The 24,777-nt window shown below is 41.2% G+C and carries 22 protein-coding genes and 1 pseudogene; 7 read left to right on the top strand and 16 right to left on the bottom strand.

Annotation, left to right across the window (positions count from 1 at the left end; genetic code table 11):
* Nucleotides 1-32 precede the first annotated feature (32 nt).
* Nucleotides 33-887, bottom strand: a complete 855-nt coding sequence (locus MURRU_RS13675) for an SDR family oxidoreductase (RefSeq protein WP_014034064.1) — start codon at nt 885-887, stop codon at nt 33-35.
* 129 nt (nt 888-1,016) lie between these two features.
* On the opposite strand from MURRU_RS13675, the gene MURRU_RS13670 reads away from it, so the two are divergent.
* Nucleotides 1,017-1,685, top strand: coding sequence for an NUDIX hydrolase (locus MURRU_RS13670; protein WP_014034063.1), 669 nt, complete (start codon nt 1,017-1,019; stop codon nt 1,683-1,685).
* Between the two features lie 25 nt (nt 1,686-1,710).
* On the opposite strand, the gene MURRU_RS13665 is transcribed toward MURRU_RS13670, so the two are convergent.
* The 9 genes from MURRU_RS13665 to MURRU_RS13625 all read right to left on the bottom strand — a co-directional run bounded on the left by MURRU_RS13665 (nt 1,711) and on the right by MURRU_RS13625 (nt 8,377).
* Nucleotides 1,711-2,241 (bottom strand): RNA polymerase sigma factor, encoded by a 531-nt coding sequence (locus MURRU_RS13665; protein WP_014034062.1) that lies wholly within the window; start codon nt 2,239-2,241, stop codon nt 1,711-1,713.
* Between the two features lie 288 nt (nt 2,242-2,529).
* Nucleotides 2,530-2,937: a hypothetical protein gene (locus MURRU_RS13660; RefSeq protein WP_014034061.1), complete on the bottom strand. Its 408-nt coding sequence runs from the start codon at nt 2,935-2,937 to the stop codon at nt 2,530-2,532.
* A gap of 1 nt (nt 2,938) precedes the next feature.
* Nucleotides 2,939-4,333 carry a hypothetical protein gene (locus tag MURRU_RS13655; RefSeq protein ID WP_014034060.1) on the bottom strand — a complete coding sequence of 465 codons (1,395 nt, stop codon included), beginning with the start codon at nt 4,331-4,333 and terminating at the stop codon, nt 2,939-2,941.
* A gap of 5 nt (nt 4,334-4,338) precedes the next feature.
* Nucleotides 4,339-4,977 carry a hypothetical protein gene (locus MURRU_RS13650; protein WP_041801562.1) on the bottom strand — a complete coding sequence of 213 codons (639 nt, stop codon included), beginning with the start codon at nt 4,975-4,977 and terminating at the stop codon, nt 4,339-4,341.
* Between the two features lie 10 nt (nt 4,978-4,987).
* Nucleotides 4,988-5,686 carry a hypothetical protein gene (locus tag MURRU_RS13645; protein ID WP_014034058.1) on the bottom strand — a complete coding sequence of 233 codons (699 nt, stop codon included), beginning with the start codon at nt 5,684-5,686 and terminating at the stop codon, nt 4,988-4,990.
* Between the two features lie 17 nt (nt 5,687-5,703).
* Complete coding sequence (locus tag MURRU_RS13640; protein ID WP_014034057.1) at nt 5,704-6,282, bottom strand: lipocalin-like domain-containing protein; 579 nt, start codon at nt 6,280-6,282, stop codon at nt 5,704-5,706.
* Between the two features lie 30 nt (nt 6,283-6,312).
* Complete coding sequence (locus MURRU_RS13635) at nt 6,313-6,756, bottom strand: lipocalin family protein (protein ID WP_187289854.1); 444 nt, start codon at nt 6,754-6,756, stop codon at nt 6,313-6,315.
* A 203-nt stretch (nt 6,757-6,959) separates the two neighbouring features.
* Entirely contained in the window at nt 6,960-7,811 is an 852-nt protein-coding gene (locus tag MURRU_RS13630; RefSeq protein ID WP_014034055.1) for a helix-turn-helix domain-containing protein, read from the bottom strand.
* A 155-nt stretch (nt 7,812-7,966) separates the two neighbouring features.
* Nucleotides 7,967-8,377 carry a carboxypeptidase regulatory-like domain-containing protein gene (locus MURRU_RS13625; RefSeq protein WP_041801559.1) on the bottom strand — a complete coding sequence of 137 codons (411 nt, stop codon included), beginning with the start codon at nt 8,375-8,377 and terminating at the stop codon, nt 7,967-7,969.
* A gap of 600 nt (nt 8,378-8,977) precedes the next feature.
* Between MURRU_RS13625 and MURRU_RS17820 the strand changes: the two are divergent.
* A pseudogene (locus MURRU_RS17820) lies at nt 8,978-9,169 on the top strand (tyrosine-type recombinase/integrase); the annotation flags it as partial.
* A gap of 91 nt (nt 9,170-9,260) precedes the next feature.
* Here the strand turns inward: MURRU_RS17820 and MURRU_RS13610 are convergent.
* From MURRU_RS13610 to cobA, 6 genes are all read right to left on the bottom strand, one after another.
* Nucleotides 9,261-10,700: a rubredoxin gene (locus MURRU_RS13610; RefSeq protein ID WP_014034054.1), complete on the bottom strand. Its 1,440-nt coding sequence runs from the start codon at nt 10,698-10,700 to the stop codon at nt 9,261-9,263.
* A gap of 4 nt (nt 10,701-10,704) precedes the next feature.
* Nucleotides 10,705-14,238, bottom strand: coding sequence for a nitrate reductase (locus MURRU_RS13605; RefSeq protein ID WP_014034053.1), 3,534 nt, complete (start codon nt 14,236-14,238; stop codon nt 10,705-10,707).
* Between the two features lie 133 nt (nt 14,239-14,371).
* A complete protein-coding gene (locus MURRU_RS13600) occupies nt 14,372-15,055 on the bottom strand; it encodes a response regulator transcription factor (protein ID WP_014034052.1) in 684 nt (227 codons plus the stop codon).
* A gap of 98 nt (nt 15,056-15,153) precedes the next feature.
* Nucleotides 15,154-16,446, bottom strand: coding sequence for an alginate export family protein (locus MURRU_RS13595; protein WP_014034051.1), 1,293 nt, complete (start codon nt 16,444-16,446; stop codon nt 15,154-15,156).
* 51 nt (nt 16,447-16,497) lie between these two features.
* Nucleotides 16,498-17,898, bottom strand: coding sequence for an MFS transporter (locus tag MURRU_RS13590; RefSeq protein ID WP_014034050.1), 1,401 nt, complete (start codon nt 17,896-17,898; stop codon nt 16,498-16,500).
* A 208-nt stretch (nt 17,899-18,106) separates the two neighbouring features.
* Nucleotides 18,107-18,871, bottom strand: coding sequence for a uroporphyrinogen-III C-methyltransferase (cobA, locus tag MURRU_RS13585; protein WP_222835040.1), 765 nt, complete (start codon nt 18,869-18,871; stop codon nt 18,107-18,109).
* 133 nt (nt 18,872-19,004) lie between these two features.
* Between cobA and nirB the strand changes: the two genes are divergently transcribed.
* From nirB to MURRU_RS13560, 5 genes are read left to right on the top strand one after another with little or no spacing between them, the layout of a single operon-like run.
* The gene (gene nirB / locus MURRU_RS13580; RefSeq protein WP_014034048.1) at nt 19,005-21,524 is read left to right on the top strand and encodes a nitrite reductase large subunit NirB; all 2,520 of its coding nucleotides are present in this window, start codon (nt 19,005-19,007) and stop codon (nt 21,522-21,524) included.
* A 10-nt stretch (nt 21,525-21,534) separates the two neighbouring features.
* Complete coding sequence (gene nirD / locus MURRU_RS13575; RefSeq protein ID WP_014034047.1) at nt 21,535-21,912, top strand: nitrite reductase small subunit NirD; 378 nt, start codon at nt 21,535-21,537, stop codon at nt 21,910-21,912.
* A 20-nt stretch (nt 21,913-21,932) separates the two neighbouring features.
* Complete coding sequence (locus MURRU_RS13570) at nt 21,933-22,523, top strand: DUF4202 domain-containing protein (RefSeq protein WP_014034046.1); 591 nt, start codon at nt 21,933-21,935, stop codon at nt 22,521-22,523.
* Between the two features lie 9 nt (nt 22,524-22,532).
* The gene (locus tag MURRU_RS13565; RefSeq protein ID WP_014034045.1) at nt 22,533-24,398 is read left to right on the top strand and encodes a PAS domain-containing sensor histidine kinase; all 1,866 of its coding nucleotides are present in this window, start codon (nt 22,533-22,535) and stop codon (nt 24,396-24,398) included.
* Nucleotides 24,388-24,765, top strand: a complete 378-nt coding sequence (locus MURRU_RS13560; protein WP_014034044.1) for a DUF7009 family protein — start codon at nt 24,388-24,390, stop codon at nt 24,763-24,765. The genes MURRU_RS13565 and MURRU_RS13560 overlap by 11 nt, the downstream gene beginning before the upstream one ends.
* Nucleotides 24,766-24,777: the final 12 nt, after the last annotated feature.

The raw sequence follows: 24,777 nt of genomic DNA, 5'->3' as shown, positions 1-24,777 counted from the left end.
ATTGAATTTTTATCACTTCTTAATTTCTTTTCTTAAACTCCGCTAAATGCACTGAACCCACCATCGATGGGAACCACAATGCCCGTTATAAATTTAGACTGTTCACTGCTCAACCATAAAGTGGTGCCCACCAAATCCTCCGGTTCACCAAAGCGTCCCATGGGGGTTTGATCGATTATCGTAGTCCCCCTTGGGGTCAAACCACCATCTTCTTTGGTCAATAAACTTCTGTTCTGATCCGTTAGAAAAAAACCTGGGGCCAAAGCGTTGACCCTAATGCCTACTTTGGAAAAATGGACCGCAAGCCATTGGGTAAAATTTGAAACGGCAGCCTTTGCACCACTATAGGCCGGTATTTTTGTAAGTGGGGTAAAGGCGTTCATTGATGAGATGTTCAGAACACTGCATCCTGTGCGACCTACCATTTCCCTGGAAAAAATTTGTGTGGGCAAAAGGGTTCCAATGAAATTTAAGTTGAACACAAATTGAATCCCTTCCATATCCAAATCAAAGAATGTTTTAAAATCCTCTGCTGTCCTTTCCATGTCTTTCTTGAGCAAATAGGACTCACTGGTCGTTCCCAAAGGGTGGTTTCCCCCTGCTCCATTGATCAGAATATCGCAAAAGCCAAATTTTTCCGCAATCTCCTTTTTGGCCGCCTGTAGGCTTTCCCGATCAAGAACATCTGCCTGAACTGCAATTGCGACCCCGCCAGCATTAATGATTTTTTCCGAAACGGCCTCGGCCGACTTCATATTCAAATCCATAACGCAGACCTTTGCGCCTTGATCAGCAAAAGCAAGGGCTATGGTACTACATAAAATACCTCCACCACCTGTTATTGCCACAACTTTGCCTTTCAATTCTTTATATTTGGGATTATCCATTGCTATTATTTTTCTTTGAACAAGGTATTGTATTAGGTTAAAATTTATTCTGTGTACTTTTTACATGGTTTCAAATATATAAATTTTTACCATCCATTCAGAGAAAAAACCAAAATTTTACACAAAAAAATGAAGACTCAAGAAAAACTCCAGGATATTCAAGTAAAACCGGACTCGTTCGAATGTTCTGTCACAGCTGACATAACGGTTTTTGGATATGTTGACGGTAAACTAAAAATCCTTCTTATAAAAAGGTCGTTGGGACATTTTAAAAACCAATGGCATGTTCCTGGAGGGGTAATGGAGGAACATGAAACCATTGAGGACTGTGCAGCAAAGGTCCTTTTTTCCCTGACAGGCTTTAGGGACATACACTTTGAACAGGTCAAGACCTATACCGCCTTGGACAGGCACCCTTTAAAGCGAGTTATTACGGTGTGCTTTTATGCTTTGGTCAAACCCGAGAACCACCCTTTGGCACTAAGGGACAATATTACGAGCATTGACTGGTTCGATGTGGACGCTATTCCCAAAAATCTCGGTTACGACCATGAAAAACTGATCAGCGAAGCGTACTCATTTGTACAGAACAATTTAAGGCATAGGCTTATCGTTGGCGAACTTCTTCCAAAGGAATTTACCTTACAAGAACTTCAGAATTTATACGAGGATATTTTGAATGTTGAACTGGATAGAAGGAATTTTAGAAAGCGTATATTCCAAATGGATGTTTTGGTGAACACCGAGAAAAAAAAGCAGGGTGTTAAGGGAGGGCCGTATTTGTACAGGTTAAAATAATGGAGGGCTATGTCATAATCAATTCTTAAGTGCTGTATTTTGTTTTAAACAAAAGGAACAACATAGCTTTGTAGTTGTTTCCCAGTCCTTGTTTTAGTCTATTGAAGGCTTTGGTAATCTGTGCTTCCACTGTCTTGATCGAAATATTGAGATATTCGGATATTTCAAGGTTTGTGAGTCCTTCCTTTCTACTCAAAAGAAATACTTCCCGACATTTGGGAGGTAGGCGCTGTATTTCTTCCGTGACTTTGGCCATAATCTTTTCCCAAGAAGCATCGTCATGCAGGGTAACAGACTTTTCCAGAGCCTGAAAATACTTTTGTTCCAAAATCATGGTCGATCGTTTCTTTTTGTATTGATTGATGAATTCGTTGTAAACGGATTTGAACAAATAGTTCTGAAGGGAAGACTCAATTCGAAGTTTTCTCCGTTTTTCCCAAGTTTTCAAAAATACGTTCTGGAGCACATCTTCGGCCATTTCATGATTGTTTGTCAAGGTAAGGGCATAACCGAACAATCTTTGGCTATACTGATCTACTAAATGCACGAACTCCATTTAAAACAAAACAAGATTTTTTTAGGAACGAAGTGTTATATATTTCCTCAATTATATCACATCAAATATTCCTACATTGGATGGGCGGAGAATGGGAACCTCTGAAAACGGCAGATTTGAACCACCCAACATTTTGTTGTGATAAATTGAAGATCAGTATCTTTTTGGTTCTTTTACTGTCCTCATTTTTTTCGGTGAAAATGGCATACTATGCCCGTTTTTGCACATTACGAATGAGATACCATATTTTGCGTCTGCGCTAAAGTCTTTTTTATTGCTTTTATTTGACTATGGATTTTTTACCCGTTCCATTTCTTTGCTGCAAGCATCAGACTGATTGTCTGTATAAACATTGTTTTCAATGGTTACGGTTACCTTTTTCCAAGTTTCATTGCCCGATAGGCTCTGCCATTTAACCGTTCCGAAGTAAGTTCCGGGCTTTTGTTCTGTAAGTTTATAGCCTATTTCATCTATGTTGAACATATATCTTTCCAGCCCGCCCAATTTGGTATAACGCCCTATTATTTCGTTGTTTTCATTGGTGAAGGTAATTACGCGTCCGTCGCAACCTTCCCAAGAACCGATAATGTTCCTATCAATAGAAGGCGTGGAAATCATCGGCTCGACTGAGGTGACTTTGCAACCTGCAAAAAAGGTTGCGAAAATCGCAAGTATGATACGTTTTAGTGTTTTCATTTTAATCTTTACGTTGGTATTTGTCCTTTATGAATTCAAAGTACATATAGCCAAAGCGGTCGAACCAATCTTCTACGCCGTAGCGGGCTTCGCACTCGCTGAGTTCGTACATTGAGTCGGCCAGGCTTTGCAGTAATTCGCCATATTTTTTGTCATAGGCGGCCTGCAAATCCCGAACTGATTTTTCAATATTCAATTTTTGTGTCTGCCAGGCCATACCCGACACTCCGTGGTAACCCGAAACATTATCGCCAAATGCAATGGCTGCATCGCTAAAGGTTTTGTTGCATTTGTAAATGGTGGCCAACTGTTCAAAAAGATAGCGCACCGTATTAAATTGCTTTCTGGCCTCCAAAAAACACTCGGCACAGCCTTCTTTTTCGTATTCTTCTTGCCCTGTCTCGCCCGCAATGGTATATTCATAAACTATGGTGCAAAAAGAGGGAATACGCGGCGCATTGGAAGGCGGTGTCGAGTTGATACAATCGGCCAGCCCCTTGTAGCTTTTGTATAGGTTTACAATACTTTCCAAAGTGCTCTTTATGTCTTTCATTTTCTTTGCCAGGGCTTTGGTTTTCTTTTTAAATTCTTTGTGCTGCCCATATTTATTGTCCAAATGCTTGGTGAGCTTGCCGTTTTCAAGGTCTTCTTGGGTAAAAAATTGGTCGTCATAAAAAAAACCTTGTTCGTTCCCGGAACCGTTTTGTGCTTCCACCGGGAAAGAGAATGCGAGCAGTAAGGCTATTACCGACGCCGATTTTTTGCCCAGCAGCTTGCCGGCCAGCAGGCCAATTACCAATATGGCCACACCCAAAAGGATGTACAGCAAAGTATTTCCGCCGTTACCGCCGCCATTGGAAGCTGGATTTTCAACTGCACCGTCCGAACTGCCGCTGGCTTTCATTTGGTTTTCTGTGATTTTTACAAAGGGGCTGCCTAAATAATTTTGCTGTGGTGGGCTTGCCAAAACTGCAATGGAAAAATTGGTGGTTTTGTTCTCTGGCGATTCCACCTTAATGCCAAACGAACCCCAAGTTCTTATTTTAAAGGAAATAATGCCATTTTCGTCAGTGCCATTATCGGTTTTTTCCATATCGGGGGCTTCCCAGTTGTCTTGGGCCAGGCTTACTTTTAACGAACGGTCATCATCCAAGGGCGTTACGAGGATGTCCAAAAACTGCCACAGTTCGTGGCCGGTTACAAAATAGTACCGGGTGGAATCGACGGTACTTAGTGTGATAATGCTCATTTCGCCCTCGTGCCCTTTTCTATTGTCTTCCTTTAATTTGAGTTCTACGTGCTTGATATTTTCGTCCAAGGTAAAGGGTTGGGCAAGGCTTTGGGAAATCCCAGAAAAAAGAAAGGCGAACAGCAATATGACTTTTATTACTCTCATATCCGTTAGTTTTTATAGGCGTTAATAAGGTAATTAGCAATTTTATAGGTGTTCTGTTTTCGCTCTTCTTTTTGGGCTTCGGTCAGTTTATGACCATTTGTATTTAAGTAACTGTTGCTGATTTTTATAGGATTTCCATAATTACTGTTAAGCAACAACACAAAACCCTGTACAGGGTGTCTTTTCAAATAGGTGTCCCCCGATTCACTAACTTGAACATCTATTAAATCATTTTTTAGTCCGCTTTTTATTTGATCTTCCACTATGGCTTTGTCACCCCATTTTTCCAGACTTATACCATAATTGACCGTGAAATTGTCGGGATGGGTTACTTTGTACCAACAGCTGCCTTGGTAATTGCTTTGTTCCTCCACTTGGTTATCATTATATCCCAAAGCTTTGGCCAATTGGGAGATGGTAAGTTTACAGTCTTCACTTTCGGCATAGAGCTGGGTGTAATCGCCCCTTTGCTTGAGGTCGATATCGTTCTGTTCGGAAGCTTTGACAGTTTCGGTTTTTGCTTCATGCATACCGACAGGCACGGCTTCTGAATCTGTTTTCTCCTTTTTTTCTGAATTGCCGCAGCTTGTTAGAGACAGTACTACCAATACGATGGTTGAAATGTGCTTGGTTTTCATCATCATGATTTAATGGTTATTCCTCAACCTTGTCTATCTTGATTTTTTCTATCTCAAGAGGCTCATATTTTACATAATAGCTTTCAGTTCCGGCTATGATGGGGCTTATTTTAATTTCCTTGCCAGATGCTACAAAGTCAAACATCACTTCATGATATTGGTGATTTATATACCATGAATCAAAACTTCTGCCCGTTACATTTGTCATTACCTTTTTGTTTCTGTATTCTCCGGGTTTTAACTTAATGATCATCCGATACCTTTCGCCCATTTCCGGGTTAAACTTTAAAACCAAATACCGCATTGTAGGTAAAAATCCGGGGGCATTGTTATCTAAACGTGAGTAATATTTATTTTCAGGATATATACTGATGTAGCGTTGGTTACTTTGATATTCTCCGAAATATTCAACAACCTGCATGTCTTTATCTGAAAATCGGGAAGGTGTAATTTCCCAAGATTTATTGATCCTTAGACCCAATACTGCCTCACGGTCTATTCTGGCAGCCGGAAGTTTTGCTATTTGAGCGGGTTTTAAATTTTCAAACTCCCTCGTGTCTATTCTTTTGGGAATTGCAATGGTTTTAACCCTTAAATCAGTCTTTGTATTAACAGATTCCTTTATTCTTACATTCTTATTGGGTATTCTTATTTGTGCCACACTTGAAAATGATATGAGCAAGGCGAGAACGATTAAAATTTGTTGCGTTTTCATAATTGTTGTTTTTTTTGTTATTCCTCCTTACGCACCAAGGTTACCACTGCGCCCGTCATAGCATCTTCGATAACAAGCATAGTATTGGTATGTTCCAAAATGGTTTGGGTGGTGGTTATTTTGGTGGTGCTTACCTCGTCTTGTGCCTCGGCTTTTACCGTCATAACATTGCCTTCCAGTTCGTAGGTACCTACACTGTCGGTAAGCAGGTTGCAGTCATTATCATAAAATTGGGTGCGATAGCTATTGCCTGTGTAGGTAATGTTCGATTTTTTACCACAGTCGTTCAGGTTTTCATAGCCGGGCACCCCTTCGAGTGATTCATAATACCAAGTGCCTTCAAAATTGTTGGCTTCCGTAGTGGTCTTATCTTTGTCCATTACTTTTTTGGGAACGCCAAAAACACTTTCGATGGCCTCGTCGGTTTTTTCTTCTGCCTTTTGCTCGGTCTTGCGCTCTACAGTATTTTCAACACCCCGCTCAGCAGCCTTTCTTGCTTTTTTACCCAGTTTCTTCAGGAATTGGGCTTCGGTTTGTTGCACGGGCATTAAAAAGGCCAGGCCCAGTAGTACAAAAAATAATGCTTTTCGTTTCATATTGTTACATTTTTTATTGTTGAAACAGGTTTATCCCTCGCCAGGGTTTTTGTCCAAAACCATCTCTTTTGTTTCCTCGTTGACTATAGAATAATAATCCACCATCATTTCGGTTTCGGTTATCGATTTGATAGTAATCTCGTAGGGATAGTTGTCGTCGAGCACTTTAAATTTTGTGTCGCTTAACCATTCGATGTTGTTGGTCTCGGTAAATCCGGCCAGGCAATCGCCACTGCTGTCATCGGTATAATACCACACTTCTGTGACTGTATTACCGTCAAACTCATAGTAGGTTGTTTTATAACAATCATCCATGATTTCATTTTCGAGATAATCCAGGTACCACTTTCCGGTTTCGGTAACTAGTTCTTGTACCGTGGGTTCGGGTGTTGGGGTGTCGTCGTCATTGTTACAAGCGGTTAAAACCAGTGTTGGCAACAAAATCAGGGCAAAAAATGTTTTAAGTGTTTCCATCGTTTTTGTTTTTCTATGGGTTATGTCCTTTAATGGAAAAAATTTGTGTAGGAACATTTAACTGCTTAAAATGAGGTTTTTTTATAACAGCCCTTTGTAAAAAAGCGGCTTTTTATTTTTTGAAAAGGAAAAAACAAGCCATTGCTTTTGAAAAGATGGAATCGGAAATTTTGCAGAAAAAGAAAGTTTAAGATGTAAAGGGACTATGTAGAAAGAGCCTGGAAAGCATTTGTCCAAACAGCTTTCTCTATAGTAGTTAACTGTACAAACGGATATTGGGTGGTATCAAATTCAGATGGAGGCATCCCCAAATACTTCTTAAAACTTTTGGAGTAATGGGCACTGTCATAAAAATAGAGCAATGCTGAAGATGAATTGTAGTGGGCATCCTTCTCTTTAAAAGATGAAAAGATAAAATTGTAACGGATAATTTTTATGTACAGCAAAGGCGATATGCCTACCATTTCCTTAAATTTTCTCTGAAAATACCGTTTGCTCACATTAAGCGTAAGAATAAGGTCATCAACACTCAATTTCCCCTCTTTTTTCATGATAAAGTCAATTGCTGTGTCTATAAAGTTGAAAGCCGGTTTTGCAATCTGGAGCTGTTTTTTAAAAATGCCATTCAACAAATCAATACGCCTTTCTATGGTGTTTTCTTTATCAAATGCAATTGAAAAATGATCAAGCTCGTCATTGAACAAGTGTTTAGGGTTTGCCCCTGTATTTACTATTTTCGATATATCGGTTTGAAACAAATGATATAAAGCCGTTGGTTTCAGGCAGGCAACAAGCACGTTTAAATGAGTGTCGGGCGAACTCATTTGATAAGGAATGGTCGTTTGGGCGTTCACATAATAAGTTTCGGTGTCGTAAACAAAGTCATCTATTTTCACCTTCATCCTTCCCTTTTTTTGAAAGCCCATAAAACTGCATCCAGTTGGTATGCTCAAGTAGTTGATGACGTCATCCGAGGCTACCTTTTCCCAGTCCAGTTCAAAATAAAACAGGATGAAATCTTTTAACATTGGATGTGGTTCAAACTTTCTGAACATTTTTTAGGTTTTGGCTAAAAACAGCTCTTTTATTTTTTCAGCGGTCGGCATACGTGCCTAAGAGTCGGCAGGTAAGTCGGCTCAAACCAAATGTGCTGTTTACTCTCGCCTTTTATGTTTTTTGGGCTCGTGATTCGATTCGCTTAATTGTGTGCCTAGTTTTTCAGCTTGCAGGGAACGGTTCTCGTATCGTTGAGAAGCAACAAGGTTTTTTGGTTAAACAATAAAGTTAGTAAAAATGTGGGGGTTTTTCCTGCCCTGTCTTGCAGGTGGGCATTGTGGGAAAAGAGCTGCACCCAAAAAGTATTGGACACTTGAATGATGGTGGTCCCTATGGGCATGGTAATCTCAAAGTTACCGTCAAAATCCGTGGTAGTTCCTACACTCGTTCCCTTTGCGATAACACTGGCACCGGCAAGGGGAATGCCGGATTCGTCCAACACAAGACCTTTAAGATTGGTTTGAGGTTTTCTACTTTCAACCTTTTGTTGTGGAACCGAATTCTTAAGGGTAGTATTGTTTCTTTTCTTAATAACAATTTGCCTTGCAATAATTTCGAAGGTCAAATCGGTATCTTTAAAGACTTCCTTAAAAAATCTTTAAACCTTCCCATTTTTTTATTTTTTCTACACTTATTTCCTAAAAAGTAGAAAGTTTCGATTAATTTCTTGGAGTTCCGAGGAAGGTTTGGTGGTTGCCATCCAATGCTAAGCAACTTTAAAACCTTATTTTGAAAATAGTTTGCATTCCAAATACCATTCAATTGAGGCGTAGGAATCAAACAGGCTAACCCTTATACTTTTTTGTACACTGGATAAAGATGTGTTATTGTCTGTGTTTATTGGCATGTAACTCACCAAGGTTGATTTGCTGTTGCTCCCTATAGCCAAGAACAAACTTGGGCAGTACAAACACAACACGTTCCGTACCCCTATAATGACTGAACCAAAAATATTTTTACAAAAATTCTTATAATCAAAAAGTTACGTTGTTGTTTTTCATAAAGGGCAACCGAATGGGCATCTTTTTACCGTTTCGATTCACCTTGTAAAGCAGGTTTAATAAAATATGATGAAGTTCCTAAGATTTACCCAGGAACTTTATTACTACAAATCACCAATGAAAAACGAATTTATATTTCAAGTAGATTGCAGGTATCGTAGGGGAAAAACTTGACCTTCCTTATGACACCTCATACCTTCGTTACTACCGTTACCCTATCCAATGGTGTTCCCATCGAAACCGTTTCAAAAATGCTGGGGCACACCAAATTGGCCACCACCCAAATCTATGCCCGCAATCTGGATAAAAAACTAAGTGGAGATATGATGGAGCCACAAAGCAAGCTAAACTTCTAAAAAAGGCTCATCCGAACAACTAATTGGCATTGCAAATAAACCGACTAGCGAGCACTAGAATACCGAAGCATCTCTTTTTAAAACAAATTCCTTAACCAAATATCATCTTAACAGGTTTGAAAAAGGATTTTCCTGCGCTGCAAACAGGACAATTGTAATCTTCCGGCAAGTCATCAAATCGGGTATTGGGTGCTATATTGGATTTGGGGTCTCCAATCTTATCATCGTAAACAGTCAAGCAATTTTCACATTGATGCACCATGATTTGCTTTTGTTTTTCGATAACAGTCTTTTTTCTTGGTGTGGTCTTCTCTTGACCGAGTTGCTTAAAGTATGCCCTGCTCAATTCAATTAAAAGATTGGCCAATTCCTTTTTATCCACATCTTGGGCATAAATCAAATAGTCTCTAGTGTTAGGGTCAAAATCTTTAAAGTAACAAACATTATAGGTTGGTCTTACTTTATAATCCAAGCCTATCTGGGTCGAAGGATTTTTTTCAATGACTATGGATGAAAAATGGGATTGTTTGCCCACATCTTTACTTATACCAAAGGTAAGTCCGTAGGTACTAATATCGTTTTGATCAAAATTATGTACCAAATATTGCTTTAGTTCAAGTGCCTCTTTGTCATCCACTGGTAAATGCCAGTTCATTTCCAATTGCGAATGTCGAACATTGATGCCTCTTTGTCCAAGGAACCTTTCCAATTCGGGCCTACTTTCCGTGGAAATTCCCTTCACGATGAAAGACTTCCATGGAGTGATGCATATTTTCCCAATACTATTATCCAGACAAAACCTGCAAAACTCCTTTAAAAATTGAAGATCATAGCGATTATTACGCCAATATAGCCCCAACCAATATTGATCCAGCCCCATCCGGTTCATTCCTTCATAATACGGAAAGGTCACAAAGGGAATCTGGAGTTCTTTTTTTATTGTCTTGTTGTTGTCGGTTTGTAATTTTTGATTCAGTATTGCAAAAAGTTGGTCCACATTGTCCATGGCATGATACACTTCCTCTATGGCCTTACAAACTGCAACCATATCCCAACTGTAGATCAGTACGGGATAATAAGCGCTATGTTTCCAATGAGGTAAGAGTATGTTCAAATACCAATAATCTTCCTCCTCAGACGCAACAAAATTAAGATTTCCACTAAAAATGGGCACCAATCGTTGTTTTGGATCAGTTATATTTATTTTTAATCTAGGCAGGTAATCAAACTGTTCCAGAATATAGAGGAAGGTGCTGCCCTTGAGCCAATAGGTGGTTTCAAAGATATCTGCACATACATAGGAACACACGATATTTTGGTATGAGCGGTCGGCTATAATCGCTGTTTTATATTTTGTTCCGCTCTCCAGAGGCTCTTTGTTCATTCCGTCCAAAGGAAAAAGCATGTCTTGTCTAGAACCAAAATACACTTCGGTCAAGCCAGCGGCTTCAAGCATTGCTATACCATCCTTGAGCTCGCCTGGCGATGTAATCCCGCCCCTTATCAATATTCTGTACAGATCGTCATTCATGCTCTCATACCATTGTTGATTTCAATACTCCATTCAATATGGACTGCACCTCGGGTTTGCAGCTACCACAACCCAATCCGGCTCCTGTTTGGGAACATAGTAGCGCAAAATCTGTGCATCCTCCTACAATGGCATCCTTAATGTTGCCCTCCCCCACTTGACTACAGGAACAGACCAAACCTCCTTTGAGCGGCTCCATGGTTGATGAACCCCGCAGCAGTTCCTCCCTTTTTTCGGAGAGTTCTATTTCTTCCTCAATCAATCGCTTAAATTCTGCAAACTCGTTTTTGTCCCCCATTAAAATGGCTCCTTTCAAGGTATCGTTCTGTACGATGCATTTTTTGTAAAACCTCTTGCTTACATCCATCAATAAAACCTCCTCATAAGTGGGGTCGTTTTTCGGGGCATTCACCATACCAATACTACAGAGGTCCAGATTCTCGAATTTTAAAATATTCATCAGCACGGAACCGCTATATAGGCTCCCTAAGTCCCCCATGATATAATTTGCGGCCACATCGGCTTGTTGCTCCGCTGCCGAGGTAATACCATAGAGTGCGTTCTCGAACTCGGCGATTTCACCCAGAGCAAATATGGACGGATTACTCGTTTTAAGGTAAGGGTCTACCAATACACCTCTTCTAGTTTCTAGACCGGCATCCTTTGCCAAAGATATATTGGGTCTGGTTCCAATCGCATAAACAATGGCGTTACACCGTAAAGTTCGTCCCGTCTTAAGATTGACCATCAAGGTGTACTGAGATCCTTCATCTTCAAAAATGGTACTGACCTCGTTGTCAAAAAACAACTGAATTCCACGCTCGGAAACATCCTCGGCCAATAATTTACTGGAAACGGGGTCCAACTGACGTTCCATCAATCTGGGGGCACGCTGTATGATGCTGATATTGATATTGATTTTTTTTAGGGCAGCTGCCAGTTCAAGGCCTAGCAGGCCCCCTCCAACAATTACCACATGCTGTTCGCTTGGGGGTAGCTTTGTTTCTGAAAGATATTTTTTGAGTCGGTCTGCATCATTTCTTTCCCGCATGGTAAACCTTCCCGGTAAATCCATGCGTACCTCATTGGGCACAAATGCTCGGCTTCCCGTAGCCATAACCAAAAGATCGTAATCATGGAACTCGCCCAAATCGTCCTGAACAAATTTTTCTTTGACATTGATTGTTTGAATGCCATTCTTTGAATGCAGGCTTACTCGAAGCTTTTCCAACTCTCCCTTTTTTAATTTTTGAAGAGATTCCCAAGACAGTTCTTCGTTTACATATTCCGGAAGCAAAACGCGGTTGTAGAACGGTTGCGCTTCCTTGGAAAATACATGAATCTCGTCCCCTTTGTTTTTTTTACGATAGGTTTGAATAAAACGATAAGCTGCAGCTCCAGCCCCGATGATGATGATTTTCTGTTTGGGCTTACGATATTTTTTTACCTGAACGGCACAATACTTGAAATCCGGTTCTTTGGAAATGGAATCTACAATATCGTTGGTCAGGTTATTTGCCCTACTAAAATCATTGTTCAATATTTTGCCCCAGTGCATGGGAAGGAAAACCACACGCTCCCTGATATCGTAATTTATCCTTACCTTAACCCGAACACTACCTCTTTGACTTTTTACCACTGCAATATCTCCTTCCTTAAGTTTACGCAGATAGGCATCTACCTTGTTCATTTCAAGATATGGGGCAGGAATGTGGGTCAAAAGACGCTTTACTTTTCCCGTTTTGGTTCGGGTATGCCATTGATCTCTCACCCTTCCTGTATTGAGTACCAATGGAAATTCCGCCGTGGCGACTTCTGACTTGTTATACAGGTTGCGAGGCGCATTAAAATGTACCTTACCATTGGCGGTAAAATACTTTTGGTCTTGAAAAAGGCGGGGAGTTCCATTATGCTCTGGGGAAGGTACGGGCCATTGGAAGCTCCCTTCCTTTTTCAAACGCTCGTGTGACAATCCCGAGATATCGATATTGGTTCCCTTGGTCATCAAACAGTATTCATCATAGACTTCGGAAACATTGTTGTAGTCAAAACCACTATACCCCATTTCTTGTGCAAACCTCCAGAGAATTTCCGCATCGGGCAAGGCCTCGCCGGGAGCATCAATGACTTTGGGCAAATAACTTATCCGGCGTTCGGAATTGGTCATGGTACCCTCTTTTTCCAACCAACCTGCCGCTGGCAGTACTAAATCGGCATATTTTGTGGTCTCGGAATTATGGGAAATATCCTGTACAATGACAAAATTGGCATTTTGGAGTGCTTTTTCAATTTTCTTGGCATTGGGCATACTCACCACGGGGTTGGTGCAAATAATCCAAATAGCTTTCATTTTCCCCGATTCCAATGCATCGAACATTTCGGTTGCCGTAAGCCCAGGTTCCCCTTTTATTTCCTTTCCTCCCCAAAATTGCTGAACTTCTTTACGGTGCTTGGGATTTCCCAAATCCCGATGTGCGGCCAGCAAACTGGCCATTCCGCCAACCTCCCTGCCCCCCATGGCATTGGGTTGACCGGTCAGCGAAAAAGGACCCGAACCCGGCTTCCCTATTTGACCCGTCAACAAGGAAAGGTTCAATAAAGAAACATTCTTATCGACCCCGATAACACTTTGGTTCAATCCCATGGTCCACATACTAATGAACCCTTTCGCATCCGAAATCATTTTGGCTGCCTTACGAATTTCATCAGCCGTTATACCACATTTTTCCGCTGCCTTTCGAATACTAAGTTCAAAGGCCATTTGTTTACATGCTTCAAAATTTGAGGTGTGTTTCTGTATAAATGATTTGTCTATTTTTTTCTTTTCAATCAACCATCTGGCCATGGCATTAAAAAGTATGACATCGGTTCCCGGCAATATTTGTAGGTGCAAGTCTGCCAATGCACACGTTTGTGTCTTACGCGGGTCTACCACGATTAACTTAACCTTCGGGTTTTGTTCCTTATGCTTTTCTATACGGCGGAACAAAATAGGGTGGCACCAAGCAGGATTGGCACCGGCGATCAAAAAACAGTCTGCCAACTCAATATCCGCATAGGCAATCGGAACGGCATCGTTGCCCACTGTTTTCTTATAGCCCACCACTGCAGAACTCATACAAAGCCTGGAATTTGTATCAATATTATTGGTTCCCAAAAAGCCTTTGGTAAGTTTATTGGCCAAATAATATTCTTCGGTAAGACATTGACCGGACACATATAGGCCCACACTATCATGACCATGACGTTCCATGATACTTTTAAAAACTGCGGCGGCACGTTTAAAAGCAATATCCCAGGTAACACGCTGCATAGGATGATTACGACTCCATCGCATTTCGGGATACAAAATTCTATCGCTCGTATCCTGTGCTACATAATTTAAATTTTTCCCTTTTGAACAAAGCATCCCTTTGTTTACAGGATAATCCTCATCGCCTATCACGGAAAGAACGCCTTTAGCATCTTTATGCACTGTAATGCCACAGCCCACGCCACAGTAGGAACAAATTGTATTATAGGCCTGTTTTTCTTGCATCGCCTTTGTATAGGTTTTTTCGACGCTGAAAATTAAAAAAATACGTATAAATACGTAGTGTAAATATCATAAAAATGATGCCCTAAATCGAGAGAATGACAATAATTTCGGTAAAATGATGAAGAATTAAAACCTACACTAAATTGTACTTGTTGGCTTTTTTGGAAAGGTCGATCAGGTTTTTTACTTCCATCTTTTTCATTAGATTGAAGCGATGGGTCTCAATGGTCCTTTTACTGTTTTCGAGCTTTTCTGAAATTTCCTTATTGGTATATCCTGCCAAAATAAGTTCCAATACCCGTAACTCTTTATTGGTTAGCTCAAAAGGGTTGCTCTTTTGTTCTTTGGTCGAGGTCTTGACTTTTTTACCAGAACTGAATAGATTGTTCACCAACACATTGGAAATATCGCCACTAAAATATTTCCCACCTTCTTGAACCATGTGAATGGCCTTTACAAATTCAGCTTTGCCCGTATCCTTTAAAAGATAGCCACTGGCACCTGCCTGTACCGACTTGAGAATATACTCTTCTGAATCGTGCATGGAAAGAATGATGGATTTGGTCTCTGATTTGCCCTTGCCATTGAGCTTTTCCACAGTTTCAATTCCCCCCAATTCAGGCATACGGATATCAATAATCAGAATGTCTGGAGATTTTTCATCTACCATTTTAAGGGCATCCCATCCATTGGAAACCTCTCCTATCACATCCAAATCCGGCTCCTCTTCCAAAAGGGCCCGGATACCATCTCTAACCAATGAATGATCATCTGCCAAAACTATGGTTATGGTATCTTGAATTTCAGAATCTTGCATAACACAAAAATAATCGATTTGTTGAAATATAAGGGATATAAAAAAGAGCTGCCCCAATTTAAGATGGAACAGCTCTCAAAACCAACTAAATCAATATGCTAATCCCGTTTAGCTGTTGTAAAAAATTTAGGTTTAACTATCAACATGGCCCAAGCCCAATTTTGGTTGCTGGCCGCATCTGCCTCGTCCACACCTTTCAATTCGTACATGCCATCCGTAGGAAATAGATGGGAATACCCCAATTTAAGTGCATACCCATTAAATTTTTGCGTCAAGACCAAATCCACTTCGGTACCCAATGTGTTTTCTCCACTAGGCAAATCTTGGTCACCTTTAAAGTTCCAGATTTTAGCCAAAAGTGTGGATTTTTCACCAAGTTTAAAGTTTGCGCTGGCATGTAGATCAACTATTCCAATGCTATTGGCATGGTTGCCCACATAGAAATAATCCATCAACCCATTGAATTTATGGTTAGTACCGAACAAAGGGAAAAAGGCACCTGTTTCACCTACGGTCAAACCATCATTCCCACTTATAATTTCAATGCCAGCCCCCAAACCAACTTTTTCAGAAACTTTATAGCTAAAGTCAAGGCCAAGCAGATAGGCATTTTTCACATCCAATTCTCCTTGCCTCTCCCCTAGTTGCAAAAAGGCATTCCCGGACATCCCAAAGCTACCTTTACCATAGGTAACGTGCGTGCCCAATGTCTGCAAATTACTTACCCCATCTGCTTCATTGTTCTCGTCAAAGTTTTGAAAACCATTGTTCATTAAAAGTAAACTGGTGGCAAAACTTTCCCATTTCTGTTTCAGATAAAGCATTTGCATGGTCTTGTAACTAAAAAATCCGGTTGTGTTATAGGCATTGCCTATGGATTGATACCCACTGGGGTTGTCAAAATCCTGATTAAAAGCAAAGGCGAAGTCAAGTATGAAATTGTCTTTGGCATACTTCACCATAGCTGCATCATGGTTACGTCCCTGCTGCGTCCAGTCCACTCCGCCCAAAATTCGCTGGTCATCATAGGAAAGCACCTGTCGCCCCAATTTTGAGGACCAACCGGAACCAAGGTCAAGTTTGGCCCAAGCTTCAAAAATCGCAAAGGAATTGTTCTCATCATCCGGTCGTAACTGCCGGTTTTCCCCCCACACCATCACATCTTGAAGACTTAAATAAAATGAATAGTTCGTTGCTTGGTAGCCAGCATTCAATCGGGCACGTGTAGAAGTTGCAAAACCAGGGGCGGCATTATCGGGAATTAAACTCCCGTACCCGTTTCTATATTCTGTCCTGGGCCTGAATTGCCCATCAAGGGTAAATTGTGCCATTGAAAATTGAATCCAAATAAGGGCAAGTACAAATATGCCTTTCTTTTTAATCGTTTTCATAGTGTTCCTTATGAGATTAGGTTGACAAATCGTTTTTTCAGTAGTGATACACTATGCTTCCACAGTGGACAAGGTCCGTTTTCCATCCATTTCCAGAAGGACTGCCTCTTCATCGGCCGTAGAAAATTTAATGGCTAGGGCACTTATCGCAGCCACAACCACAAATATTCCAATAACAAAATATCCGCTTGACACAGCTCCTGATGCAGCTGCGGCCTGTGCAGTTTTTGCCGCTTCCTCGCCCAACGAAGCATTGGCTTTTAAGGCAGCACTTTCGGCCATTGCTGATTTAGATTTTAACAAGAGAGCAGCCAAAAATGCCCCCACATTTCCGCCTGCACCAACAATCCCGGAAATAGAACCTATCGCTTTTTTATTGATAAAGGGTACCACGGAGAATGTGGCTCCTTCGGCCATCTGAACCGTAAGACTGAATGCCACCAAAAAAATAATTCCTACAACTAAGCTAGTGGTCATGGAAAAAACAGAGAGCATAATGCCCTCGGCCATTAATATAAACGTAAGAAAGAGTACTCGACCACGAAGGCCTTTGAGTTTTCCAAAACGATCACCAAAAAAACCACCTAGGGTACGAGCAAAAATATTCATCAGTGCAAAGGACAGTACGATATTTCCCGCGGTAATCCGCTCAAGGCCAAAAGTATTTTGCAAGTAATCGTCCATGGTGCCATAAACCGTGAGTTCCATTCCAAAACACGCTGCATACACTAGGAACAATATCCAAACACGATAATCTTTTAGCGTACTTAAAAAGGAAACTTTATCCTTTTTTAAAACGGGCATATTCCCCGTTTTTCGTAATTCCGAAAAATTGCCTTTGGGGGTATCTTGGGTAAAAAAGTAGTATATCAGCCCCATTAAAAAACAGACGAATCCTGCGATGATCATGGAATAGCGCCACGCCAGCTCGTCAGCAACCCCAAAACTTACGACTGCAGCAGCAATCAAGGGCATTCCCAACCTGTTGGCGCCCCCACCAAGATTGCCCCACCCTGCGGACGTGGCATTTGCCGTACCAACAATATTAGGGGCAAACATAATGGAAGTGTGGAACTGGGTAATAACAAAGGAAGCGCCTATAAATCCGATAAAGAACCTACAGAGAAGAAACTGAAAAGGTGTTTGTGCCAAACCTATTAAAATAACCGGTATGGCACCGATAATCAGTAACCAAGTATAGCAAAGTCTGGGACCGTATTTATCGCATAACTTTCCAATTAGCAATCGTGCAAACACGGTTCCCGTAACTGCAAGGATTATGGAGTTCCATTTCTGTGCAGGGGTAAGGCCGAGGTCTTTTACCACATCGGGCATAAAAGGCACAATCCCGAACCATGCAAAAAAGCATATGAAAAAGGCTATGGCAGAGATCCAAAACGTTCTAATGGGGATACTTCTAACATGTAGTAAGTTTAATTTTGTAGCTTTCATAATACGTAGTTTTTTTGATTAAATATTTAAAACTAAGTATTAATACTTATCAAAATATTTAAAACTCCTATTTTCTACGTATTTTTACACAGTCTCCTAAATCAGATGGCTTAATTTGTATTTTTTCAAAAATTATGCTGCTTCAGTTATTTATTTAATATCTTCACAGACCATTTCTTGTCTGCTCGATACTTATTTGTATCATTTATTAAAGCTCCATATTTATAGCCCTCTGAATGGTTTCTTCAAAAAATGCAGGATGTTCGGTAACCACATTACCTATTATTATAATACCGGGTTGACTGGTATCCACATGGGCCAACAGTGCTTCTGCGTCACTTAACACACCAGTACTACAAGTTTCCGAAGTCAAAGTCCCGTTCTGTATAATGGCCACGGGTGTGTTTCCTCCTCTATGTTGACGAAGCGCGGCGGAGATGATGCCCAACTTACGCATTCCCATGAGTATGACCAGTGTTGCGGAAGATTGCGCAGCAAATTGAAAATCCTTGGAAAACCCTCCTTGCTCGGTGGTGGCCGTAACCACCCAAAAACTATTGCTCACCCCTCTTTTGGTCAATGGAATGCCTTGGCTGGCCGGTACTGCGATTGCACTGGAAACGCCTGGAACCACCTCAACCGGGATACCAAACGATTCCACATATTCCAATTCCTCCGCACCCCTTCCGAAAACAAAGGGATCGCCTCCTTTTAATCGTACAGCATGTCCATACCTAAGGGCACTTTCCACAATCAACCTATTGGTATCCACCTGCGCAAGACTGTGTTTACTGCATCGTTTACCTACGTATATTTTAGGTACACCATCATCCAACTCATTTAAAAGAGATGTATCCACAAGAGCATCGTACAAAATCACATCCGCTTGTCGTAAAACCCGTAAACCCCTCAATGTAATTAGGTCTGAGGCTCCTGGCCCTGCACCTACCAAAGTAACTTTTGCTTTATTCATGTATTGCTGCATCCCAATATTATGTTTTGATTTTTATGAATCTCGTAACAAGAATACGTATTTTTTTTGAAAATATTATTAATATAATACGTAATTATACTTAGTTTTGACCTATGCTTGAAAATTTCATGATATGAAAACAGTAATCGTTGTAGGTAACGGAATGGTAGGGTATAAGTTTTGTGAAAAATTCATTGCCCAACCCTCAAGGTCAGAATATAGATTGTTGGTCTTCGGTGAGGAACCTCGTCCCGCGTATGACAGGGTGCACCTCAGTGCGTATTTTGAGAGTAAGAATGCCAAAGCATTGGAACTAGCCCCTGCCGATTGGTATCAAGGTAATGGTATTGAACTTATTACAGGGCAACGAGTTACCGATATAGAAAATGGTAAAAAAGAAATCCATACGGCCACAGGACAAACCTATACCTACGATTATTTGGTATTGGCAACCGGCTCGGTTCCTTTTGTCCCGCCAATTCGCGGTATGGAGAAGGAAGGCGTTTTTGTGTACCGTACCATCGAGGATTTGGAAAATATGATGGCCTATGCATCACAAATAAAGGCTATAAAGCCCAATGGAAGAGCTGCCATATTGGGTGGTGGGCTTTTGGGGCTGGAAGCCGGCAAAGCTGTTTTGGATATGGGACTGGAACCCCATGTGGTGGAGTTTGCTCCAAAACTAATGCCTCGCCAATTGGATACTAGAAGCAGCAATGTGCTTCGGCTTCAACTGGAATCCATGGGAATACGTATTCACCTCAGCAAAGCAACCAATCAAATATTGGGTGACAAGGTCATTGAAGGAATGGAATTCGGTGAAGATGATTGCCTGGATGTGGACATGCTCATTATTTCCGCAGGAATTCGACCAAGGGACGAACTAGGCAAGACCTGCGGACTTGAAATGGGGAATCGCGGTGGTATTGTGGTAAACAATAAAATGCAAACTTCCGTAAAGGATATTTATGCCATAGGTGAAGTTGCACTTTACAATCAAATGATATACGGCCTTGTGGCCCCAGGATATGAAATGGCGGATGTGGCCGTAAACCAAATTTTGGGAAACCAAGACATCATTATGCCCGATGATATTGATATGTCCACCAAACTGAAGTTAATGGGCGTTGATGTGGCCAGTTTTGGCACGCCTTACATGCCTGCGCACAAAGGCCTGTCCATTATTTTCGAAAATAAAACTAAACATCTCTATAAACGCATCAATGTAAGTCATGACGGCAAAACGCTTTTGGGCGGAATCCTTGTTGGCGATGCTTCAGATTACAACATCTTGCACCAAATGTATTTGAACGGCATGGCATTACCGGATAATGCGGAAGAATTGATCGTAGGAAACCGTGGAGAAGGAGGCTCTGCCTTTGGTAATGCAATGGATCTTCCCGATACTGCTCAAATATGTTCGTGCGAAAGTATTTCCAAAGGAAAAATTTGCTCATCGCTCTTAGATGGTGAATCTGATTCCCTAAAGGATATTATAAGTTGCACCAAGGCCACTACAGGTTGTGGGGGATGTAAACCCATGGTGGTGGAACTGGTCAACGAAACCTTAAAATCCATGGGGAAAGAAGTGAAGGGTGTTATTTGTGAACATTTTGAATACACCAGACAGGAATTGTTTGGCATAATAAAAGTAAAGGGCATTACTACCTACGATCAGGCTCTTGATGAGTGCGGTAAAGGAGATGGCTGCGAGGTATGCAAGCCGGCAGTGGCCTCCATTTTTGCCACCATTTATAATGATACGGCCAATAAGGAAGATGTGATTCAAGATTCCAACGATCGCTTTTTGGCGAATATCCAAAGGAACGGAACCTACTCGGTGGTACCAAGAGTGCCGGGTGGAGAAATTACACCCGAAAAATTGATCGTTTTGGGTAAAATAGCCCGAACCTATGATTTGTACACCAAAATAACTGGGGGGCAGCGTATTGATCTATTTGGTGCCCAATTAAATGATTTGCCTGCCATCTGGAAAAAATTGATTGCTGCAGGGTTTGAAAGTGGTCACGCCTACGGCAAAGCTTTACGAACGGTGAAAAGCTGTGTAGGCTCAACCTGGTGCCGTTACGGTATGGATGAGAGCGTAAGTTTTGCCATTGCCTTGGAAGAGCGCTACAAGGGGCTACGGTCTCCACATAAATTAAAAGGAGGTGTCTCGGGCTGTATCAGAGAATGTGCCGAAGCACGAGGAAAAGATTTTGGTGTGATAGCCGTAGAGGGTGGTTGGAACCTTTACGTATGCGGTAATGGTGGGGCAACGCCCAAACATGCACAACTGCTGGCAGAACAAATAGATAATGAAACGGTGATCACATACTTGGACCGGTTTTTAATGTACTATATACGCACCGCAGCTCCACTGATGCGAACAGCTGCCTGGTTGGAGAAACTCGAAGGCGGCATTGAACAGCTCAAACGTGTGGTGATCGAAGACAGTTTAAACATTGCCCAAGAATTGGAAAGCGATATGCAAGATCTCGTGGACAGGTATGAATGCGAATGGAAACAAGCTGTGGAAAACGAAGAAATCGGAAAAAGATTCAAGCATTTTGTGAACTCTGATGATAGGGATGACAGTTTGGCGTTTATCCCTATGAGAGAACAGAAAATGCCAGAACCATGGACCCATTAAACTATAAGTTATGGATACTTTACTACAAAATTACAACCCGGTTGCAATAGATCAAGTCAAGATTTGGTTCAAGGCATGTCTGGAAAAGGACATTCCAGAAAATGGCGGGGCCTGTGTCAAATATAAAAACCGACAGATTGCCATTTTCAACTACAAACGCAAACAACAATGGTACGCCTGTCAAAACCTTTGTCCGCACAAAATGGAAATGGTGTTATCCAGGGGTATGATCGGTGATGCCGAAGGCATTGCAAAAGTCGCCTGCCCCATGCACAAAAAAACGTTTTCCCTTGAAACTGGTGAAAATCTGAACGGAGATTTGCCCGCTATCGCCACATTTCCCGTAAAATTGGAAGATGGCGTTGTGTATATTGGTTTTTCTGAATAGATTTAAGAAAATCAAATTCCATGGGCACGTCCAAAAAAATGGTGGAAGCTTTCAGACGGTTCGACGAAGCAAATGCGGAAGACCCCAACAAGGAGTTTTTTGGGGAAAAGGAACATCCCAAAGAACTTTTGTACGCGCAGCGTATGACGGACATCCTGAACACATTCGAGCCAAAAGCTTCAGAAGCTTTACAGCTAACGGTACGCTGCCAACATATTTGTCGTTGGGAAATACCCAGGGAATCCTATGAAATGAATCGAGTGGGCTATTTAAAATGGAGGCAGAAACTTAAAAAATTTCATGCCCAAAAGGCAAGTTCCATATTGAAGACCGTGGGGTACGATGATGAAATCATTGACAGGGTCGTTTTTTTATTGCTCAAAAAACAACTAAAAAAGGATAAGGAGACCCAAACTCTGGAAGACGTGATCTGTTTGGTTTTTTTAAAGTACTACTATGATTCTTTTTTAGAAAAGCATGACGACGTAAAGATGATTCCCATAATACAAAAAACCTGGAAAAAGATGTCCCCGAAAGGGCATCAAGCAGCCTTGTCGCTCCCTTACTCCCAAAGAGGTCTAGAACTGGTCACAAGAGCGCTGTCCAACTAATTCCAAACGATGGCTAAACTTGATGATATAAAAAAGAATCAGCAACAGACCTTGGATGTCTCGACTTTTTTGAGAATACGCAAGTGGTATTTGTTGGCGCTTTCCGCCATTGCATTCACGATTATTGTAGCCCAGATTCTTATACAACGACACCTCAACTCACAACTTGATGATTCGCGTGTCATCAATGTAGCGGGCAGGCAACGTGCCTACAGTCAAAAATTGGTCAAGGAAGCGCTCTTGTTAACGCAAGGTGACCTAAAAGAAAATGAAAAACAAGAACTCTTGAAAAAACTGGACAATACCTTGAACGTTTGGAAAACATCTCATCAAGGTCTTCAGAATGGGAATGATAGTATTGGACTCCCCAAAGAGAACAACAGCTTGATTCTTGAACACTTCAAAGAGCTCTCACTCCATCATAAAGCCATGGTCCAAGCCGTTGAATCCATACTAGATCAAGGGGATTCCGTTCCATATAATCCTGAGCTCAACATACTATTGTCCAATGAAGGTCCTTTTTTGGAAAAAATGGATATTATCGTAAACGCCTACGATGATATTAGCAAGGACCGGTTGAAAAGGTTAAAAGTAAAGGAATATCTGTTATTGGTATTTTCACTTTTGATTTTGGTGTTGGAAGTGTTGTTCATCTTCAAACCGCTATCGGTGCAGATAAGGGAAACCATACAAAACCTGGTCAAAAGTCAGCTAAAAGCGGAACAAGATGCAAAGGCCATCAAAATCATATACCAGGAAAAGGAAAAATCGCTTCAAGAATTAAAGGAGCTTAATTTTGTAATCGACAATGCCGCTCTTTTTGCCAGCGCTCGTACCGATGGCACTGTAGTTTTCATCAGCAAAAAGTTCCGCTCACTTTTGGAAGTGTCCGACATTCCGTCGAACGTGCCTTTATCGCAAATTCTGACCACCGACGAAGGACAACAACAATACCTAAATGAGATATTGACCAAGCCACGCAAAAGCATCAGAAGCGAGGAAATTGAAATCAAAACCCAAACAGGAAACAAATTATGGCTGGACATATCCATAATTCCCATGCACCAAACTAGCTTAAAACAAAGTGTACTGCTACTGTGTTCCGACATCACAGAACGTAAAAAAAATCAGGAAAAAGTGGAACAGCTGACGCTTCAAAACTATGAGGACCGTATGTATCAAAAACAGTTACAGGCCAGTCTTATTGTTGAAGGACAAGAAGAAGAGCGGAAACGCATCGCCAAGGACATACATGATGGTATAGGACAAATGCTCACGGCATTGCGATTCAATATTGAATCCATCAATATCGATCAAAAAGAACGAACCAAGGAAAAGATAGCGTATTTAAAGGCACTGACTTCGGATTTGATCAAAGGGGTACGTACCGCCACCTTTAATCTAACCCCACCAGAACTGGGCGACCACGGTATTTTCCCAGCCTTGCAAAAAATGACATCGGAATTGAGTAAATTAACTGGAAAGAACATTTTGTTCGAGAACAAGGCAGAGGAAAACATCCGTTTTGATTCCTTGGCGGAAACCAATATCTACAGGGTAACGCAAGAGGCGGTGAACAATGCCATAAAATATGCCGATGCCAGCTATATATTAGTAACCATTGATCATTCAGATAAGCTGTTAAGTGTTGTTATTGATGATGATGGGCAAGGTTTTGACCCTTCCAATTTGGACAGTCCACCAAAAAACAATAGTGATGGTGGAATGGGGCTCTTTTTCATGAAAGAACGCATCAGTTATATAAATGGCAGATTGTTCATCAGCTCTAGTCCAGGCGAAGGTACACGAGTGACCATCAATTATAAGATAAATAGGCAGACTAGCAATAAAAAAGAAAAAGATTATGAAAATTAGGATAAAAGGAAATTCCATACGATACCGACTGACCAAGACTGAAGTTGAAACTTTTTGCGAAACAGGTTCCATCAAGGAAACAACAACTTTTGGAAATGCATTGTTCACTTATAAGTTAATGGCAAAAAAGGGTGTTGATGTACTGGAAGCCTCATTCAAAGAAAAAACCATAACCATGTACTTATCCGAGGAAGAACGATTGACATGGGCGACCTCTGACAATGTTGGTTTTGGCACAACCATGGATTTACCCCATGGTGAACGACTTTCCCTATTGCTGGAAAAAGATTTTGTATGCTTGGATGAAACCGTTGAAGATCAATCGGACAACTACCCAAACCCTAAAAGTGGCACCAACACATGTTAACCAAAAAAAAAT

It is taken from the genome of Allomuricauda ruestringensis DSM 13258, assembly GCF_000224085.1.
GTDB classification, from domain to species: domain Bacteria; phylum Bacteroidota; class Bacteroidia; order Flavobacteriales; family Flavobacteriaceae; genus Flagellimonas; species Flagellimonas ruestringensis.
This window is presented reverse-complemented; position numbering and strand designations above follow the sequence as displayed.